Annotated in this window: 18 protein-coding genes; 8 read left to right on the top strand and 10 right to left on the bottom strand. The window is 45.4% G+C overall.

All coding sequences use genetic code 11. The annotated features are described in order from the left end of the window. Nucleotides 1–34 precede the first annotated feature (34 nt). Nucleotides 35–1,618 (bottom strand): Rnase Y domain-containing protein, encoded by a 1,584-nt coding sequence (locus tag ACL934_RS10725; RefSeq protein WP_413612216.1) that lies wholly within the window; start codon nt 1,616–1,618, stop codon nt 35–37. Nucleotides 1,619–1,748: 130 nt separating this feature from the next. On the opposite strand from ACL934_RS10725, the gene ACL934_RS10720 reads away from it, so the two are divergent. After that, entirely contained in the window at nt 1,749–2,213 is a 465-nt protein-coding gene (locus tag ACL934_RS10720) for an OsmC family protein (RefSeq protein ID WP_374073369.1), read from the top strand. After that, nucleotides 2,210–2,614, top strand: coding sequence for an alternative ribosome rescue aminoacyl-tRNA hydrolase ArfB (gene arfB / locus ACL934_RS10715; protein ID WP_413612215.1), 405 nt, complete (start codon nt 2,210–2,212; stop codon nt 2,612–2,614). The genes ACL934_RS10720 and arfB overlap by 4 nt, the downstream gene beginning before the upstream one ends. Here the strand turns inward: arfB and ACL934_RS10710 are convergent. After that, nucleotides 2,611–3,855: an MFS transporter gene (locus ACL934_RS10710; protein WP_413612214.1), complete on the bottom strand. Its 1,245-nt coding sequence runs from the start codon at nt 3,853–3,855 to the stop codon at nt 2,611–2,613. The two genes, arfB and ACL934_RS10710, sit on opposite strands and share 4 nt — an antisense overlap. Nucleotides 3,856–3,907: 52 nt before the next feature. On the opposite strand from ACL934_RS10710, the gene ACL934_RS10705 reads away from it, so the two are divergent. From ACL934_RS10705 to ACL934_RS10695, 3 genes are read left to right on the top strand one after another with little or no spacing between them, the layout of a single operon-like run. After that, nucleotides 3,908–4,297, top strand: coding sequence for a hypothetical protein (locus tag ACL934_RS10705; RefSeq protein WP_374073364.1), 390 nt, complete (start codon nt 3,908–3,910; stop codon nt 4,295–4,297). Between the two features lie 18 nt (nt 4,298–4,315). Then, the gene (locus ACL934_RS10700) at nt 4,316–5,131 is read left to right on the top strand and encodes a sulfite exporter TauE/SafE family protein (protein ID WP_374073362.1); all 816 of its coding nucleotides are present in this window, start codon (nt 4,316–4,318) and stop codon (nt 5,129–5,131) included. Beyond that, nucleotides 5,131–5,514 carry a DUF1634 domain-containing protein gene (locus ACL934_RS10695; RefSeq protein ID WP_374073361.1) on the top strand — a complete coding sequence of 128 codons (384 nt, stop codon included), beginning with the start codon at nt 5,131–5,133 and terminating at the stop codon, nt 5,512–5,514. Before ACL934_RS10700 ends, ACL934_RS10695 begins: the two co-directional genes overlap by 1 nt. Here the strand turns inward: ACL934_RS10695 and ACL934_RS10690 are convergent. Then, the gene (locus tag ACL934_RS10690) at nt 5,511–5,723 is read right to left on the bottom strand and encodes a hypothetical protein (RefSeq protein ID WP_413612213.1); all 213 of its coding nucleotides are present in this window, start codon (nt 5,721–5,723) and stop codon (nt 5,511–5,513) included. The genes ACL934_RS10695 and ACL934_RS10690 overlap by 4 nt on opposite strands. Before the next feature lie 239 nt (nt 5,724–5,962). Between ACL934_RS10690 and ACL934_RS10685 the strand changes: the two genes are divergently transcribed. Next, nucleotides 5,963–6,442 carry a DUF4442 domain-containing protein gene (locus ACL934_RS10685; protein WP_374073359.1) on the top strand — a complete coding sequence of 160 codons (480 nt, stop codon included), beginning with the start codon at nt 5,963–5,965 and terminating at the stop codon, nt 6,440–6,442. On the opposite strand, the gene ACL934_RS10680 is transcribed toward ACL934_RS10685, so the two are convergent. The 3 genes from ACL934_RS10680 to ACL934_RS10670 all read right to left on the bottom strand — a co-directional run bounded on the left by ACL934_RS10680 (nt 6,428) and on the right by ACL934_RS10670 (nt 9,341). Next, the gene (locus ACL934_RS10680; RefSeq protein WP_374073358.1) at nt 6,428–7,426 is read right to left on the bottom strand and encodes an NAD(P)H-dependent flavin oxidoreductase; all 999 of its coding nucleotides are present in this window, start codon (nt 7,424–7,426) and stop codon (nt 6,428–6,430) included. The two genes, ACL934_RS10685 and ACL934_RS10680, sit on opposite strands and share 15 nt — an antisense overlap. Continuing rightward, nucleotides 7,410–8,651, bottom strand: coding sequence for a voltage-gated chloride channel family protein (locus ACL934_RS10675; protein ID WP_413612212.1), 1,242 nt, complete (start codon nt 8,649–8,651; stop codon nt 7,410–7,412). Before ACL934_RS10675 ends, ACL934_RS10680 begins: the two co-directional genes overlap by 17 nt. Nucleotides 8,652–8,714: 63 nt before the next feature. After that, nucleotides 8,715–9,341, bottom strand: a complete 627-nt coding sequence (locus ACL934_RS10670; protein ID WP_374073356.1) for a TetR/AcrR family transcriptional regulator — start codon at nt 9,339–9,341, stop codon at nt 8,715–8,717. Between the two features lie 541 nt (nt 9,342–9,882). Here ACL934_RS10670 and ACL934_RS10665 point away from each other — a divergent pair. Beyond that, a complete protein-coding gene (locus tag ACL934_RS10665; RefSeq protein ID WP_374073355.1) occupies nt 9,883–10,398 on the top strand; it encodes a helix-turn-helix domain-containing protein in 516 nt (171 codons plus the stop codon). On the opposite strand, the gene ACL934_RS10660 is transcribed toward ACL934_RS10665, so the two are convergent. The 3 genes from ACL934_RS10660 to ACL934_RS10650 all read right to left on the bottom strand — a co-directional run bounded on the left by ACL934_RS10660 (nt 10,370) and on the right by ACL934_RS10650 (nt 14,939). Next, the gene (locus tag ACL934_RS10660) at nt 10,370–11,347 is read right to left on the bottom strand and encodes a universal stress protein (RefSeq protein ID WP_374073354.1); all 978 of its coding nucleotides are present in this window, start codon (nt 11,345–11,347) and stop codon (nt 10,370–10,372) included. The two genes, ACL934_RS10665 and ACL934_RS10660, sit on opposite strands and share 29 nt — an antisense overlap. A gap of 96 nt (nt 11,348–11,443) precedes the next feature. Then, the gene (locus tag ACL934_RS10655; protein WP_413612211.1) at nt 11,444–13,303 is read right to left on the bottom strand and encodes an LTA synthase family protein; all 1,860 of its coding nucleotides are present in this window, start codon (nt 13,301–13,303) and stop codon (nt 11,444–11,446) included. A 79-nt stretch (nt 13,304–13,382) separates the two neighbouring features. After that, nucleotides 13,383–14,939, bottom strand: coding sequence for an MFS transporter (locus ACL934_RS10650; RefSeq protein ID WP_374073352.1), 1,557 nt, complete (start codon nt 14,937–14,939; stop codon nt 13,383–13,385). Between the two features lie 528 nt (nt 14,940–15,467). Between ACL934_RS10650 and ACL934_RS10645 the strand changes: the two genes are divergently transcribed. Then, nucleotides 15,468–17,084 carry a fumarate hydratase gene (locus ACL934_RS10645; protein WP_374073351.1) on the top strand — a complete coding sequence of 539 codons (1,617 nt, stop codon included), beginning with the start codon at nt 15,468–15,470 and terminating at the stop codon, nt 17,082–17,084. Nucleotides 17,085–17,143: 59 nt separating this feature from the next. On the opposite strand, the gene ACL934_RS10640 is transcribed toward ACL934_RS10645, so the two are convergent. Further along, nucleotides 17,144–18,187 (bottom strand): AI-2E family transporter, encoded by a 1,044-nt coding sequence (locus tag ACL934_RS10640; RefSeq protein ID WP_374073350.1) that lies wholly within the window; start codon nt 18,185–18,187, stop codon nt 17,144–17,146. Nucleotides 18,188–18,192 lie beyond the last annotated feature (5 nt).

The following is an 18,192-nucleotide window of genomic DNA, read 5'->3' as shown; positions in this document are numbered from 1 at the left end:
AAGGTCTGTTAGAACACAGAGAGAACTCGCATCTTTATGCGAGTTCCTTCCTAGTTTGCTCTGTAACAACAGTTTCGCGAACAATGACCACTTTGATTTGGCCAGGGTAGTTGCATTCTTCTTCGATTCGCGCAGCGATCTTCTTAGAAAGATCCAATGCTTGCGTGTCGTCGACTTTTTTTCCATTCACAAGAACGCGGCATTCGCGTCCGCCACTCAGAACGAAACAGTCCGTCACGCCTGGGAAGCTGCGAGCAATGTCTTGAAGTTCAGAAACTTTTTGGTTGTAGGACTCAATCGTTGAGCGACGCGCACCCGGACGAGCACCTGACACAGCATCGGCTGCGATCACAAGGAATGCATGATCCGTGGAAGGTTGTTCGTCAAAGTGATGGGCTTTCACGGCATGAACAACATCGGGAGCTTCGCCACGAGCTGCGATAAAGTCAGCACCAATCACAGCATGGCCGCCTTCCATCACGTGGTCCATGGATTTTCCAATGTCATGAAGCATGCCCACACGGCGCGCTTTTTTGATATCAAGTTTAAGTTCTGCTGCCATCAAACCGGCAAGCCAACCCACTTCGCCGCAGTGGAAGTATTGATTTTGTGTGAAAGAATAACGATAGCGCAAAGAGCCCATCATTTGGCGGATCTCGCCATTAAGACCTTCAAGCTTAAGTTCTTTGGCGAGAGCATCACCATCGTGCTTGATGTTTTTAAAGAGTTCTTTCTTCTGATTCTCAGCGATTTTTCTGATGAAGTCAGGATTGATATTCTTTTTTTCTTTAAAGATGCGCTCTAAAGTTCTGCGTGTCAGCTCACGGCGAACCGGATCGAATCCCGCAACACCGACCATATCCATGCCTTCTTCGACGATGATGTCGCAACCACAAGCGTCTTGAACCGCTTTGATGTTGTTGCCATTGGCATCGCAGAAAAGTTTACGGATGTGATTGTCGGGGAAGTTCACAGCGCCAATGCCGCGCTCAGCACAGTAGGGACGAGCAAAGCGGTCTATCACCAGGCTTAAGATTTTCTTCGCACGCATTTCTGAGTGTTCTTTTAAATCTTCCTCGGATTCTTGAATATAACGGGCGGCTCTGCGACGGGCGTCTTCTTCCATTTGGTTTTTCAACTGAGTTTTGAATTCTTCAGAAGAGGTTCCTAGGCGCTCTGTTAGTTTTTGAACCAAATCTTTGTTCAACGCTTTTTGTGCGTCTTTAAGTTTGTTCAACTCAGTTTCTTGGCCACGCAGAGCTTGTTCTTGAGCTTTCACTTCAACTTCACGCTCTTGCAGTTTCTTTTTTTCTTCGTGAACGATGGAATCCGCTTTGGATTTTTTTTCGTTGGCGACTTCTTGCAGTTCTTCAATGCGACCTTCAACCTTGAGCATATCAGGTTCTACTTTGGTCCACATTTCCATTTCAATTTCTTGAATGCGTTCTTTTTCTTCAAGAGCTTTCAACTCGGCCGCTTCTTTGGCTTCACCAACAATGTCTTGAGCTTCTTCACGAGCAAGGCGCACCGTGCGCGCATTCAAAAATTTGTGCAAGGCCAAGCCCACGCCACAACCGGCGAGCAAACCAACAAAGGCTATAGCAATCATTGCAATCATAAGGCACTCCTAATTCTTTAAGTCTACTGCCCCTTGTGCTTCAACGCAAATGATCCCGAGTGTGAGCTTCTCTTTACTTCTGGCGTTATGGAATGTAGCGTAATGGTATCTGACCTGAAGGAGGCGTTTAATGGCGCATATGGAGTGTCGTACGAAGTGGAAGGGCGAAATGGGGTTTGAGTCTCATATTCGTCAACACAAGCTGACAATGGACGCGAAGAGCGAAGTGGGTGGCAAGGACCAAGGGCCAACTCCCAAGGAACTTCTTTTGGCTAGTATTTGCGGCTGCTCTGGAATGGATGTCGCATCTATTTTGAAGAAAATGAGAGTGAATCTTTTGTCTTGCGAAGTGAACGCGCAGACCGACACGACAAAAGGTTATCCTTCGATTTTTGAAGAAGTAAAATTGCAATATCACATTGAAGGATCTGATATCAAAGCGGATCAGGCCATGAAAGCCGTGACTCTTTCAATGACGAAGTATTGTGGTGTTAGTGCGATGGTCGCAAAGGCCTCGCCGATGACTTTCGAGGTTTTCCTCAACGGACAAAAAGTCGGTGAGGGCAAAGCGGATTTCGAGGGTGCCGAGAAGTGATTTCAGTGCAGATTCCGTTTTCAGAGTTGGATTTCACATATGCGCGTTCGCGAGGACCGGGCGGGCAGAATGTGAATCGCACGAATTCCGCGGCGATTTTGCGCTGGAATTTGTGGCAATCGCAAACGTTAAATCAAGATTTGAAAGAACGTTTGGCTATCAAACTCCAAACCAAACTCACGGCGGAAGGAGATCTGATCATTCGCAGTGAAGTGCATCGTGATCAGGATCAAAACCGTTCCGAATGTATTCGCAAACTTCATGAAATGCTCAATAAAGCTCTTTTTGTTCCTAAGAAACGAGTGGCGACAAAGCCCACGCGCAGTTCGCAAAGAAAACGCGTGGATACGAAAAAAAGGCATGCTGAAATTAAATCTCTTCGTCAGAAAGTGCGAACTTAAACGACGGGTTCTCCGACGTGTGCTGTTTCTGGAGATGCTGTGGGAGCGCTTTCAATAGTTTGAATACGACGAGATAAATAAATCGCCACAAATGTAAATACAACCGCCACGTAACCAACGATGTTGTAGTTAACGAGGTGTCCGCTGGCGTCCGTTGTGATGATGATCCCGGCAAGATAACTTGAAATCGCGGCCGCCATCTGTTGCACACAGCTCACGATACTCATAAAGCTTCCGCGATTCTGCGGTAAAGAAGTTCCGGAAACCAAGGCTGTCGCCGGAATCATGCGTCCTCCTGAAGACACAAAGAAGAAAGCACAAATGGCAAGAGCCAGCCACAAAGGTGTGACTCCCATGTGTGTAATCACCCAATAAGGCAAGATCGTAATCAATGCCCCCCAGAGAAATACGCGGTGTTTTCCAAAACGATCCGCCAGACGGCCGATCAAAGGAGAACTAAAGATCGTGCACAGACCACCGGCCATGTACATCAATGGCAATTGAGCTTCTGTCATGCCAACGTTTGCCACCAAAGACGGTGAAAGAAACGGAATAATAGCAAAGTGACCGAACATCACTGCCGCCATAAAGAACAAAGCGCGACGTTGATTTTGATTATGAATGATCCGAGTCAAAACTCTGTGAATGGGTTCTTTTTCACGCTTTTCAAGTAAATGAACTCGCATAGGAGGAACGTAATACCAAATCACTCCGCACAAAAGTAAAGACAGAACTCCCAAGAACGTGAAGGGAGCGTGCCAAGAATATGCATTGGCAAGGAAAAGGCTGAAAGGCACACCAAGGATTGAGGCCATTGAAAAGGAGGTCATGATAATACCCATGGCACTTCCACGACGCTCATAAGAAATGGCATCGCTGACGATGGACAGAACCAATGAACTTAAAACACCGCCAAAAACACCCGTGAGTCCGCGGGCTGTTAAAAGAATTTCATAATTAGGCGAAAGCGCGCAGGCGATTGTTCCCAAAGAAAAACCCACAAAGAAAAAGAGCAGGCTGGTTTTGCGATCAAATTTGTCGACAAAGAACGAAGCCATAAAACCACTGATCGAAGCACTGAACGTGTACGATGACACGAGGAGTCCGAACTGGTGGGGAGTGATGGAGAACATTCTCATCAACTGTGGTCCCAACGGCATCATGATCATAAAGTCCACAATAGAACTGAATTGAATTGTGGCGAGAATTCCGAGAAGGATTTTTTCTTGTTTTGAAAACACGGTGAGGGTCCTTTTTGTTGACGCCTTTCAAACTAACCGATAATTCATTTCTATGGCAACAATTTGGAAGTTTACGAAGTTTGTTCTTATTTTGCTCGTCATGGGCGCTCTTTTGTGGGCTGTTTTGGCGAACTACAGCGTTATTTTCTCAAAAACTGTTATCGGTGAAATCACAGGCGTTGAGCGTGTAGAAATTCCGGTGGCCTTAGTAGCTCGCGGCGACAGCGACATCACTTCAAAAGTGTTCTCGTTTGCGATCGGTATCAAGGACCAAAAAACAGGAGAGATCTACACGTCATCTTCAGAAGATCGTCAATGGGCTGTCGCTCAAAAAGGTCAATGTGCTGAAGCCGTGTTCTTGCCGTATCCACCTTGGGAGTTCACAAAGAAAGACACTTTCTTTGGAGCGCGCTTGGTTCGTCTTTTTGAGTGTGCAAAGTAATCGGAATTCCGTAACGAAATGCTAGAGATTCTTCTTCTCATTACAGCCGTGGGTGCAGGCTTCCTCGGAGCCCTTTTAGGACTTGGAGGAGGCATCATCATCGTTCCGGTGCTGACGCTCTTTTATCACGTCAACATTCGTTACGCGATCGCTGCAAGTTTGATTTCCATTGTGGCCACCTCATCAGGTGCGGCGGCCAGTTATCTTAAAGACTCTCTGACCAATCTGCGTTTGGCGGTCTTCTTAGAAATCGGTACGGTTTCAGGAGCCATCGTTGGCTTTTTGATTGCGTCTTTCATTCAAGCACAGTTTCTTTTTCTGCTCTTTGGTGTGTTTTTATTTTTTTCGGCCATCATGATGTTGCGAAAACGTGAAGAACATCTTTCAAGCAAAAATCATCCTTGGGCCGAGTCTCTCAAACTTGATGGATCTTACCCTGAAGGTAGTGAGCGTTGGGTGAACTACAAAGTGCAAAACGTTCCTCTGGGTCTTTTTGCGATGTTTGGAGCGGGCGTGTTATCGGCCCTATTGGGTATTGGCAGTGGCATTTTTAAAGTGCTTGCGATGGATGGCGCCATGAAGTTGCCCATCAAAGTCTCTTCAGCGACATCGAATTTCATGATTGGTGTCACAGCGTCAGCCAGTGCCGGAGCTTATCTTTTGCGCGGAGACATTCAGCCGCAGATTGCCGCCCCCGTTGCTATTGGCATTATCATTGGTTCCTTTATTGGCGCAAAGGCCATGGTGCGCATGCCAGCCAAGCGCATTCGTCAGATCTTTGTTGTGGTTTTAGGAATCGTTTCTGTGCAAATGATTATTAAGGGGATTTCTTAATGAAAGAAAATGCCTCTGGAGAATCTTTGAATCAGTTAGAGTATCGGATCAGCCAATTTTTGCGCGGTGGTGTTTTATTTGCGGGCTTGCTTCTTTTGGTGGGCTGGCTGTGGATGCTTGTGAATAATAGAGAAGCTTTAAGCACCTTCGACGAGTATCATCCACAATCTCTCGCAGAAAGCCTCCAATGGGCGCTTATCATGAATGATCGCGCTCTTATGATGTCTTTTTTTGGGCTGGTTGTTCTTGTTTCACTTCCGGTGATTCGTGTTTTGATGACCGGAGTTCTTTTCATGAAACAAAAAGAATATCGTCTGGCCTTGATGGCCTTCGTGGTTTTTTCAGCTTTAGTGGCAAGTTTCTTTTTGGGAATTGATCTCTAAAAAAGTTTATTGGCCAAATACAGTGGCAATAAAATATAAATCGTCACGTCGCGAACCAAGTAATACACAAAAAACACAGCAAAAACCTTCCATCCGTAACGACGGATGACTCCCTTGATTCCGCCTTCACGAAAAACCTGTTTGGCTTCGCGAAGCACTTTCGGTGTCCAGCGGTCTAAGAATTTAGGTTTTATTGGTGCTTGGTCCATAAATGAAAGGCCCCTTACCTATTGCTACCTTTCCTTTATAAGGGCTTCGGTTAAGGGGTCAAGGAAAAGGGCAGGCGTCCATGAGAAGGAGGGATGAGAACTTATGTCGAAGGACTTTTCACGGACGACCTGTCTAGTTTCATTAGACACTTCATGGTGCGTTTTGTCAAAATGAGGTCTCTTCATTTAAAAGTGCTAGTCCTTCTCTAGCCTGGAGTCTTACCATTTGTTTTATGAACATGAAAAATCTCAAATACACAGCGTTTATTAATCTTTATGGTCTGCTTAAAATTCCTTTGGTTCTTTTCATCAGCCCGCGAGTGGTTGAAGCAGGAGAAAAGCGTTTCGTTCTGAAAGTGCCTCTTTCTTATCGCACAAAGAATCATCTGAACTCTATGTACTTTGGAGCCATGGGAATTGGTGCGGAGCTTTCAATTGCGGCGGCGGCCGTGATGGCCATTTCAGAAAGTAAGCAAAAGATCGATTTCGTTTTTAAAGATTTTTCGGGTCAGTATCTTAAGCGCGGAGACGGCGATGTCCACTTTATCTGTGAAGAGGTGGAAGCGGTAAAAGCGTTGATCGAAGAAGCGAAAACAAATCCGGCACGCATCGAGAGAAAGTTCAAAGGCTACGCGATTGTTCCAAAGAAAAGTGAAACAGAGCCCGTAATGACTTACGAGCTCACTCTTTCTGTACGCAATCGCTCACTCAAGTCCTAAGTGCGAAAGTTTTTTCACGCTGTCGTCGTATTCGGCGATGAGCTTTTGGTAAATCTCTCTCACAGTCAAAATTTCTTCTACTAAGCCCACCGATTGACCGGCGCTCCAGACGGTTTTCCAAGTGGGCTTGTTTGCAGCCTCTTCCAAGGACTTCATACCCATCAAGTGAATCAACGGCGTCATATATTTTTTTGTGAGTTTGTGATCCTTCAAAACTTTGATCGCCCACGGAAGATCCGTTCCTAATTTTTGCACATAAGGCGTGTTGATCACCGCAGCGGGAGTTCCCGACACGCGTGTGGTCATCACGATATCTTCAGGAGTTGAGGAGACAATGGCATCTTTGTACGCCTGATCCACTTGAGCTTCACGACTGGCAATAAAGCGAGTGCCTACACTCACACCCGAAGCGCCCAAAGCCAGACAAGCTGAAATCATAGAACCATGAGCAATCCCGCCAGCTGCGATAATCGGAATTTGCAAACGTGTTTTAAGCCAAGGAATAAGAACTAAAGGGGAGATGGGGCCCGCATGGCCTCCGGCTCCAGTTCCCACGGCAATGACTCCATCCGCACCCATATCTTGAACTTTCAAGGCATGTTCCAGGTTCGTCACATCGCAAAGAACCTTCGCGCCATTTTTGTGAGCCTCTTCGATGACTTTTTTAGGGCTGCCCAAAGACGTAATAAAAAGATCCACGCCGTGATCCAGCGCCAGTTTGAGATCTTGATCCTGACGTGTATTGCTTTTATTCACGATGATATTTACGCCGATCGGTTTTTTTGTGCGACCTTTGATGTCTTTAAGCGCCTCTGCATATTTTTCGATGGGACGGTAGTTCAATGCAGGAAAAGTTCCGATCCCTCCGCTTTCGCTGGCTTCAACGACGATATCTGTATTGCTCACTAAAAACATCGGAGCCGCGATGATAGGAAAGTCCACTTTCATCAATTCAGAAAAAGGTGTGTTAATTTTTTTGAGCATGTTTATAAACCTCAATTTTTTGTGAATGATAAATTCCCGCGTGTCCTGAAAAAATATAACTCATGACACAGGCTAAGGCTGTGTAAATCGCAGAGCCTGTACCAAATATTTCCATGGCCATCAGAAGGCACGTTAAGGGTGTATTGGCCGCTCCGGCAAAGACAGCGACAAAACCCATCCCGGCAAGAAGACTTGTGGGCAAAGGGAGAATCCATGCCAGAGCATTTCCTAAGGTAGCTCCAATAAAAAATAACGGTGTGACTTCGCCGCCTTTAAAGCCAGAACTCAAGGTCACAATCGTGAAAAGTCCTTTGAAAAGAAAATCATAAATGGGAACAGGTCCCTGGAAGCTTTCCGCAATAACCGGAATTCCTAAGCCCAAATAGCGATCGGATTGCAAAAGAGCCGCGCCGAGAATAACGGCCAGACCTCCTAAGAAAGCGCGTAAGAGCGGAGAACTAAAAGCCTGCTTTAAAAGATGAGTTAGTTTGTGGCTGCTCCAAGAAAAAAACCAGGCGCAAAGTCCAAAACAAATCCCGGCAACAAGAGCCCACAGAATATTAACCGCTGTAAGAGAAGGAATAGTAGAAATGGAATAGGCCGTATGGTGAACGCCCCATTCAATGCACACGCGATCGGCGACAATGGCGGCGATAAAGCAGGGTAGAATGGCTTGGTAGCGAAGTCGTCCGATGGCTAAGACTTCAAGACCAAACACCGCTCCGGCCAGGGGAGTTCCAAAGACGGAGGCGAAGCCCGCCGAAATCCCCGCCATCAAAAGTGTTTTTCTTTTCTCAGCATCGAATTTAAAAAGCAAAGTGAGTTGGTCAGCAAGGGTTCCACCCATTTGCACCGCTGTCCCTTCTCGCCCGGCAGAGCCACCAAAAAGGTGAGTGACTAAAGTTCCCAACAAAACAAATGGTGCCATTCGCAAAGGAACCACTTTTTTAGGATTGTGAATTTCGTCGATAAGAAGATTGTTACCCGCATCGGTGTTCTTGCCGTAACGAGTGTAAAGAAAGGCAATGAGAACTCCGGCCCAAGGAAGAAGATAGAGCAGCCAAGGGTTTTCAATCCGTGTTTTAGTTGTGAAGTCCAAAGCCAATAAAAAACCTGCAGAAGCCGAGCCGGCTAAAAAACCGATCAGGCTCGCGATAAAAATCCATAGGAGGATTTCAGGAAGAAGGCGCAGAGGGGATTGTTTTAAAAAACTTGCGGCGTTCAAAAAAATAGACCCTCCTCGATGTCATTTAGAATACGAGGAGGGTTGTAGGAGGCAAGTGAATTCTTACGGATTTAAATACCGTCTGATAAGAAGGAAAACTTCCTTCTTGATAGCATCTTCACGTTCAGGTCCTTGAGGGCCTAATAGAGCCAATTGCAATATGTTGTTAAAGCAACTGACGATGAAGAGAGCCATCATTTCACGATCGCGTCCAGGAATTGGCGGCATGTGTGCAAGCACGGCTTTTTGATAGTGCTCAAAGAACACACGGCGTGTATCCCAGTAGTCGAGCATGCCTTGCACTCCTTGAAGTGCCGTTCTTAACGGGCGATTGTCATGGAATCGTGTAAATCCAATATCAATAAACGCGTGAACTTTGGAGTCCAAGTCCGTGGCTTGGAGTTTTGCCAAGTTCTCTTCGATATACGCCAAGTCTTTTTGCAAAAGATCATCGATCACAGCTGCGACGATGGCTTCTTTATTGGCGAAAAATTGATAAAGAGATCCGATGCTCACGCCGGCCATTTCGGCAATCTTATCCGTTGTAATTGCGTGATAAGGTTCTTGCACTAATAGGCGTGCGCAGGATTCCACAATGCTTGCCACCGTTTCTTTAGAACGTTTTTGCACGGGGATTTTCAGCATGTAGCGTTTCTCGGGATTTGTGTGAGTGATTGGAGCAGCACCCATAATTTCCTCCTTTCGAGGCTTATAAACTTTGCTCGTATTCATATTCGGTCTTTAGGGCTCAATATTCAATACTGGTTGCCAAAGTATTGAATAGCGATACTCAAGTCCTCCATGGGAGTACACTTTTACTGAATCTTAACATGTTTTGCGAACTATCGTCTTATTTTGGCTCGATGAGGTGAAAAAATAGAAACATTACTCTACTGCAATCAAAATGCTGTATAAACGAGAAGAAATCCTTACATTGATATCCATTATTTGAAAGATTCGTCGAAAATTCCGTCCTCACTTATTTGGATTTTGAATTATTTTTTGAAATTCTTTGAAAGAAAAACTCTAAAAACAGCGAAATAGAGGCGCTTTTGTGTAAATTCATAAGCATGTATGGATGTCGTCCGCCGCGCCGCGAACTTCATTTTTTCCGTTAGACCTCACATTTTAAAAAAGAACATCTGTTCGATGAAAAATAAGCACAAATATGACCGGGATCATCGACTTCATCGGGAATGTCCCAGAGAATGAAGGCAGGCAGGAGGTTCTCGTGACAGGCAGCGAAGAGAACAAACAGTTCTTCAATCTCGGGGCAAAACTCGGGTTGTGTGTAAAGGATCTGGAAAAGCGGGTTTTATATCAAAATGAAAACTCCGTGAAGACCTGTGGTCTTATGATGGGGCAAGTGTGCGCCAAGACGTGCATGCGTCTTTATCATGAAATTGAAGAGTGCTCAGCGGTCTCTGAGGGAATGAAGCTCTTTAAGGCCACTGAAATTGAAGGAAACAAGGTGGATGCCTTGATCGTCAATGACGGTGATCGTATTACGACGCTTCTGTATCCCTTGGATGAGGATCAGGATAAATTTAAAAAGCAGGAAGTTTTCTTCAAAGAGCGTGGCTTAACGAAGAGCGAGCTTCGCATCATGCAAATGGTGATGCAGGGAATGACCAATGCCGCGATTGCGGAAAAGTTGTTCATCTCCAAAGCGACTTTGAAGACTCATCTCAACAATATCTACAAAAAACTGCCAAGTTCTATGCGCCCTTCTCAGGTGCGTGGCTAAGATCTTTTTCTTTGTCGTAAAAGTGACGTGTGAGTACATACACAGGACACGTCGCTTTTCGTACGACATTGCGAGTGTAGCTGCCTAAGATCGCAGCACTCATGGGGCCGCTTTGGGCTTCCATCACGATCAAATCGGATTCATGGCTTACGATGGCTTCCAGAACCAAATCGTCAATGCCCTTAAAGCTGCTATCGACAAAGAAGGAAGCTGTGACGCCTTCTTTCTGAGCCCAGTCGACCCACTGCTGGGCGCGGTGGGATTGGTTTTCAATTTGATGCTCAACGATTTGCTCCAGCGTCAGCATTTTTCCTTTGTAGTTGTAAACTCGCGGACGCGTATCGAGATCAAAAAGACTTTCAATTGGACGGGTGATGGCGTGAAGTAAAACAATCTCCGCTTTCAAATTTTTTGCGAGATTCAGAACGTGACGGAAATTCTCTTTGGAGTGTTCGCCAAACTCTGTGGGAAATAAAATATTTTTGGTCGTTTTGGTTTTAGTGGCGTGACTGCCAACCACACAGACCGGAACTTCTGATTGCAGAAGTAAGCTTTCTGCAAAACTTCCCAGGATAAATCTTTGAAACCCCTGGCGGCCATGACTCCCGACAACGATCATGTCGGCTTTGGTTTTCATTGCATAGTTTGAAAGAGTTTCCGCAGCCCCGGCATGGGATTGTGAAGCGTGAGGAATGACTTTCGCCTCTTGCAGAAAAGGAAGGTTGTAATCAGAAAGGACTTCGCGAAAAAGGGATTCGGCCGTGCGGGAGTGATCCGTCACCCAAGCTGGGACTTCATAGGTCGGAAGAACAATTTCATTTTCACGCAGCAGATACAGAGGTTCGATATCCGCGTTTGTGACCTCATGAAGATGGGTGATATAGTCCGCCATCTTTTGGTTCAGCTCTTTGTTATCCTCAAATGCATCTATAGCCCAGATGATTCTCATAGAACCTCCCTAGCTAGATTTTGCTCCCAAGGTTCAAGAGAAAAAAGCGCCGTTCATGGCCCATGTCAGGAAACAAAGAGGTTCTAGGGAAAACTGTTATTTGAAAAGAAATTCCTGGGATTCTTTGATGTAGCTCAGGCCCCTTAAGTACATATCGTCGCCTTCCTCTGGACAAGGAAGTTGATAGTGGAAAGCCATGTCGTTCTTCCAGCGGAAACATCTTTTGTTATTAAAGTCGCGGATATTGAAAACCACGGCCCACGGCCCTTCAAACCACACCGATTGTCCTAAGTGGAAAATACTCGCACCGTCAGAAAAATCTTCGGGATGAAGCAGGGATCGCCCCAAGAAAGTCGGCGCCTTGTTTCCCGTCAGATCGGCAAGAGTGGCGCCCACATCATTCTGAGAGAAAGCGCCCGCTAAAAGTTTTTCTGCAAAAGGAGCTTTTCCTTTTTTTTCGGGATTTGCAGAATGGTACTTCATTAAAAATGGAATGGAATAGTGTTCAAAAATTCCATTGGCGGAAAAACTTGTGTGATCGGAAAGAAGAACCAAGATCCAATCTTTTTTCCATTTACGTTTTTTAAGGGACTCATAAAATCCACGGAGTTCTTTATCCGCATGGTGAGTCACACTAAGGTGCAATGACGATTGGTTTTCTTCGCCAAAGGCAGGACGTACTCCGTGCGGCAACGCCAGGTCGTGAGTCGTGTTGGTGTTAAGACCAATGAGCATAGGCTCTTGCATTTGATCCATGCGTTCCATCGCGAACTTATAAAGATCTTGATCGAAAACACCCCAAGCATTTTGCTCGATATTTTTCCAATTAGGGATTTCACGCTTTCCGAAAGATTCCTGAAATCCTGTTTTCAGAACTAAGAGTCCTACGCCGCTTGTGAACTGGTCAGAACCTTGAAAGAAAGCCGAACTATAACCATTTTTTGCCAAGAACTGCGGGAAGCATTTAAAATCTTTGTTCTCAATTTCAGAGAACATAATACTTTTTCCCGGTGGATTCGGAAGACTGCAGAGTGTGGCAAACAACCCTTCGGTCGTGCGGTGGCCACCAGCCAGCATTAAATCCACACGCAAAGAATCATTGCGAAGAGAATTGAAGAAAGGAAGAACTTCCTCGTCGCCGACTTTTTTGTCGACATAAACACCAGGCCATCCCTCAAGGAAGACGATAACAATATTGCCATCGAAATTGCCAAAAGGTTTCTGAATCCCGCGCAGGGTTCTCCAACGTTCAAAGACTTCGGCACTTTTAATATGGCCAGGAATCTCAATGTGTTCTTTGCTGGATTTCTTGCCTGCTAAAGCAGCCCACACGATTCCATAAGCGCCATTCAAAGCCAGTGTAGCTCCTTTGCTGCCGCCTCCAGAGCGATAGGCCCAAGAAGGGTCTTGAGGAATACCTTCAAAGCCTCGGGCAAAGACCAAGCTGATAACAAGAATAAAGAGCACAGCAAAACCGCGTTTAAAAAATCCCATGACAGGTTTATAGCGGGGAGTGAAGAACTTGCTAACGAAGGAGGCGCCTAAAAATGCGAAAAGGGCTTGCAGCCAATATTGTTTTAGCAGGCCGCTTAAAGAGCCTTGGATGGTAAAGAGATTGTAGACTTCATAAGATACATGGCGACCGGACTCTTTGGCATAGATCGCGTCGACTGTTATCAAAAGCGTGTAGGTCAGTAGCAAAATCCAATTGATGCGTGAGAAAATTTTTTCTGAAAACCCAAAGAGCACGCTGCTGCCATAAAGGACCAAGTACAAGAAACTGGCGATGGCTAAGTCGAAGTGCCAGCCATAAAGAAACGGACCTAGGGTATTATCGAAAGATTCAAGGGCTTGGAAATCCCAAAGATTTAAATACAGGGCTACAACCCCGCGCGAGACCATTCCCAAGGCGACCAGGCGAATAATATAGCGAGCTGAAGAGATAAAGAAAGACATGATCGGACATTAAACGAGAAAAATAAAAAAGCCCACTAGGAAGTGGGCTTTTTTTAGGATCTTGTTAAGATTTTCTTTCTTAGTTAGGAACGCCGGCAGGGTCAGTGCTCGCTGTAGTTTGAGAGCGAACTTCGTTTTGCTGACGTTTCTCTTCGGCTTTTTCAACCTCAAGGATGTATTTCTTTGTTGCCGCTGGAAGTTCATTCCACATTCTGATGGAAAGGTAAAGTCCCATGAATGCAAATGGCAACAAGAACAATGGCCAATAGTGCCAGTCTTTATGAGAAAGGTAACCAATCGCCAAAGACTGAATGCCAGAACCCAAATACACGCAACCATCGACGATACCAGATGCTGTTGCCGTCATTTTCTTACCACCGAAATCGGCGGCCGCAGTTCCTGACATCAAGGAGTGAACGCCGATGACTGTTAATGTGATCATAACAGCCGCGATACCCAAAACTGTTGGATTCGACATCAAAGAGAACGCCATGATGATCAAAAGAATAATCATGATAGCATTGTTAATCGCCGCTGGAGGACCACGACGAGATTGGAAAAGACGGTCCGAAACCATCCCTGCTGCAAAACCACCAAAGATACCCGTTAAGCAAAGGAGAAGACCCCAGTTTTTGATAAAGAATTGGGAGCCTTCAAAGAAGACAGCGTCTTTGTCTTTCATTTCGTGAGCAAAAACCAAGTACCATTGCATGATACCGTTACGCAAAACACCCGATGTGAAGTCCACCAAAGCGATGGTGATCATCACAGGGTTTGTGAAGATCTTTTTAAGCATGAAGCCAATAGAGATCTTCAAATTCTCATCATTCTCGCCTGGTTCTGAGGAAGCGTCGGCGGTGTCGAAGTCGTCAAAGTTCGCATCTTTTGGAGAGTCCTTCAAGAGAACCATGTCGATTAAAGCCCAGCAGATCAAAAGGAACGCTGGGATGGTAAATACCAACCAAGTTGCATTCGTTGTACCTGTGTCGATAGCGAAGATATGTTGAATGAAGTTTTGGAAAGCAGTTCTTTCGCCTTCGATTTTAAGTTTCGAAGCTTCAACGATGGCTTGGCCCCAGTCGAATGCAAAGTAAACCCCGAAAGAAATCAAAGTTCCGAAGATGGCTCCGAAGACACCACGTTCACGAACGTGGAACCAGTAGGCCTTTACTTTGATAATGGAAACTGCACCATAGCTTTGGAAGAACATATTCAGGGCGAAAAGAATTGAGAACGCCAGAACCATGTTGGTTTTCAAACGACCCATCAAGTAAAGATAAGTCACGCCACCCATGATCAAGTTCATAACTGCAGAACCGAGGGCCGCGATGATGATCCCTTTTTTACCACCGATTTTATCGACGATAGGACCATTCAGAAGGAAGGAGAATCCGTAAGTGATTGTACCGGCAGCGAAGATCAGACCAAATTGTTCTTTCGTCATCATATCGCCCATGGCGTTCTTCGATACATTCAGATTGTAACGAGCCATGTACAAGAAGGCATACGTCATACCGAGAGGGAACCAGTTGATGAAGCGACGGAACATGAACTTACGCGTGTGACCCAAAGGGTTGTTCTTAAAGTACAGCGTGATCACAGCCGCGAGACATAAGCCTACGAGCAAAAGAGCCATGGAGCCTCCAGTAAAAATTTCCGAGAAGCTAATAGAAAAATGAGAAGTTGGCAATCGAAAGAGCCCAGAACATGGAGAGAGATTTTTTAGGATTATGTCAAGACGACGGAAAACCTCTTCTAGAGTGAATTTCCCTCGAAAAACCTCACTGATACGATGCAAAAACTTCAAAAAATGGCGCCCAAAATGTGTTTATTCTGGGGTTCAAACATCCATAAGAAAAACTTATGGAAAGTCTAAATATTATCTGTTTGTCCTTATAGGTCCAGGGCGATATGTTGTGTTTCAGAAGGAGACAACGAAAAACTCCTTCGACCCTCGGTAAGGTCCTTGACCACCTCTCTAACGCAAGAGAGTGCCCGGTCCCCAAAATAAAATGCCGTAATCACGGCTCCTTAAATCCCACCATCAAAGCCCACCAAAAAGCCGCACCGAGGCTTGCGCGCGTTAACGACGCAATGCTACTTTAATTTTGCGGCTTGCGCCGCAGGATGTGGAGCGAGCTCGGCTCGCGGAACTGGACTTAGCATGACATTTAAATATTTCCCCCTCTACGAAAAACAAAAAGATAACACTCAGTATAAGAAAATCTCTTCTGATCACGTTAAAGTTGAAAAACTTGGTGATAAGGAAGTTCTAGTCATCGCCCCTGAAGCTCTAGAGCTGATTGCTCAAGAAGCTCTCAGTGACGTTTCGCACTTATTGCGCGCCAGCCACTTAGAAAAACTAGAAAGAATTCTTCAAGACCCAGAAGCGTCTCCAAACGATCGTTTTGTGGCGGTGGATCTTTTGAAGAATGCGGTGATCGCGGCGCAAATGGAATTCCCTTCATGCCAAGACACGGGCACGGCCATTGTTGTTGGAAAAAAAGGGGAGCGTGTCTTTACGGGTGTGGATGATAAAGAGTTTCTTTCTAAAGGAATTTACAACACCTACCAAAAGCGCAATTTGCGTTTTTCACAAATGGCGCCGATTTCTTTTTTTGAAGAAAAAAACACGGGCTCCAACTTGCCAGCACAAATTGATCTCTACTCTGAACAAGGCGAAGAATATCATTTCTTGTTCATGGCTAAGGGTGGAGGCAGCGCGAATAAGTCTTACCTCTATCAAAAGACTAAAGCTGTTTTAAATCCGGATGGTTTTGAAAAATTCGTTCGCGAAACTTTGAACTCTTTAGGAACAGCGGCTTGTCCTCCGTACCACTTGGCTTTCTGCGTGGGCGGAACATCCGCAGAAGAAACCTTGAAGATCGTGAAATACGCTTCGGCTGGTTACCTTGATGGACTTCCAACCTCAGGAAACGAAGGCGGCCGAGCTTATCGTGATCTTGAAATGGAAAAACAAGTGGAAGCCTGGGCTCGGGACACGGGTATCGGGGCGCAATTCGGTGGAAAGTATTTCGTGCACGATGTGCGCGTGATTCGTTTGCCTCGTCATGGCGCAAGTTGCCCGATCGGTGTTGGTGTGAGTTGTTCTGCAGATCGCAATATCAAAGGGAAGATCACTCGCGAGGGGATTTTCCTAGAGCAACTTGAATTACATCCAGAACAGTATCTTCCTAATCATCTTCAAGATGCGAGTGCCGAGGCTATTCAAATTGATTTGAATAAGCCTATTCAAGAAACACTAAAAATTCTTTCAGCTCAAAAAGTGGCAACACGCGTGATGCTCAATGGTCCGATGATTGTGGCGCGCGATATCGCTCATGCGAAACTTAAAGAAAAAGTGGATCGTGGCGAAGGTGTTCCAGAGTACTTCAAAAACTACGCTGTTTATTATGCAGGACCTGCAAAGACTCCGAAGGGTTATGCTTCAGGATCTTTTGGTCCGACGACCAGTGAGCGCATGGACCCTTATGTGGGAACATTCCAAAGCTTGGGTGGTTCGATGATTATGCTGGGTAAGGGAAACCGCAGCCCGCAAGTGACGGAAGCTTGTAAACAGTACGGTGGATTCTATTTGGGATCTATCGGAGGACCGGCGGCTCGTTTAGGAAAAGAGTGTATCACGAAAGTCGAAGTGCTCGATTTCCCAGAGCTAGGTATGGAGTCAGTGTGGAAGATCGAAGTGAAAGACTTCCCGGCCTTTATCATTGTCGATGATAAAGGAAATGATTTCTTTAAATCTTTTATTCGTAAGCTTTAAAAATAAAAAAGCCCTTCGATGAGAAGGGCTTTTCAATTTGTTTTGTCGTGGGAATTTATTTAGAACTCGACGTCGCGTAAAAGAATCGGGCTTACACCCACAAACAAATTCATAATGACGGGACCTATTATTAGACCCGGCAGTCCCATCATGATGATGGCTCCGACAACGCAAGTAAATCCGATCACAGGATTGATATTGTTTTCTTTTCCCACCATAAATGGTTTTAAGACATTGTCGATAGTTCCAGCGATGATCGCTACAATCGTAAGTCCTATTCCAGATCCGGTGCGACCTCCGATAAAGGCCAAGATCGCTAACAAGAAGCCCACGGGGGCTGCTCCGATAACGGGAATAAATGATACGAAGAACGTGACAGTCAGAACCAACCAGAAATCACCTTCGCCAAAGATCAGGCTTCCGATGCCAATGATACAAGCTTGAATCAAACCGATCACCAGAGTTGAAAAAAGTGTGATCGAGCAGCTGCCTTTAAAAACTTGGATGAGGTCTTGAGTAGTTTCCGTTTTAAAAGGACTGTACTTAAAAACCAGATCGCGAACTTGAGCGGCTTTCAGTAGTAAAACAACAACGACGATAATGAAGACGAAGCTTGCAAGAAGAATCGCCGGAAGCTGTCCCAAAAACTCGCTGGAGTAATTGAAAATAATCTCTCCCGTTTTCCTTAAAACATTTTCCACCATGCCTCGCGCCGGTCCCGCAAGATCAACTCCCGTCCAATCAGAAAGTTTTTGCATATAGTTGAGTACAAAATCTTTTAAGTTGTGAATCTGTGTAACGATACGATCCGTTTCAAGAGTCTGAGGCTGACTGATATGTACGATTACACGATAGACGGCCAACGTAATGGGAATCCAAAAAATGGCAAGACCGACGGCCAAGGTTAAAGACACGCAGACGCCGCGACTGAACTTGGTTCTTCCGCACAAAGAGCCGATAAAGTCATTCAGTCCTAAAGCAAAAACGCCCGCCAAAATCAAAGGACCTAGAAAAGGCCAATTGATAAAAAGAAAAGCGGAGACCAAAAGGATTAATAAAAACCAACGAACAATTGTGCTTTTCGATTTTAGAAGATCCATCATACGTT

The sequence above is a fragment of the Bdellovibrio sp. HCB-110 genome (genome assembly GCF_047323225.1).
In the GTDB taxonomy this organism is placed as follows: domain Bacteria; phylum Bdellovibrionota; class Bdellovibrionia; order Bdellovibrionales; family Bdellovibrionaceae; genus Bdellovibrio.
The sequence above is the reverse complement of the archived record's forward strand: the minus strand, read 5'-3'. Positions and strand labels throughout refer to the sequence as shown.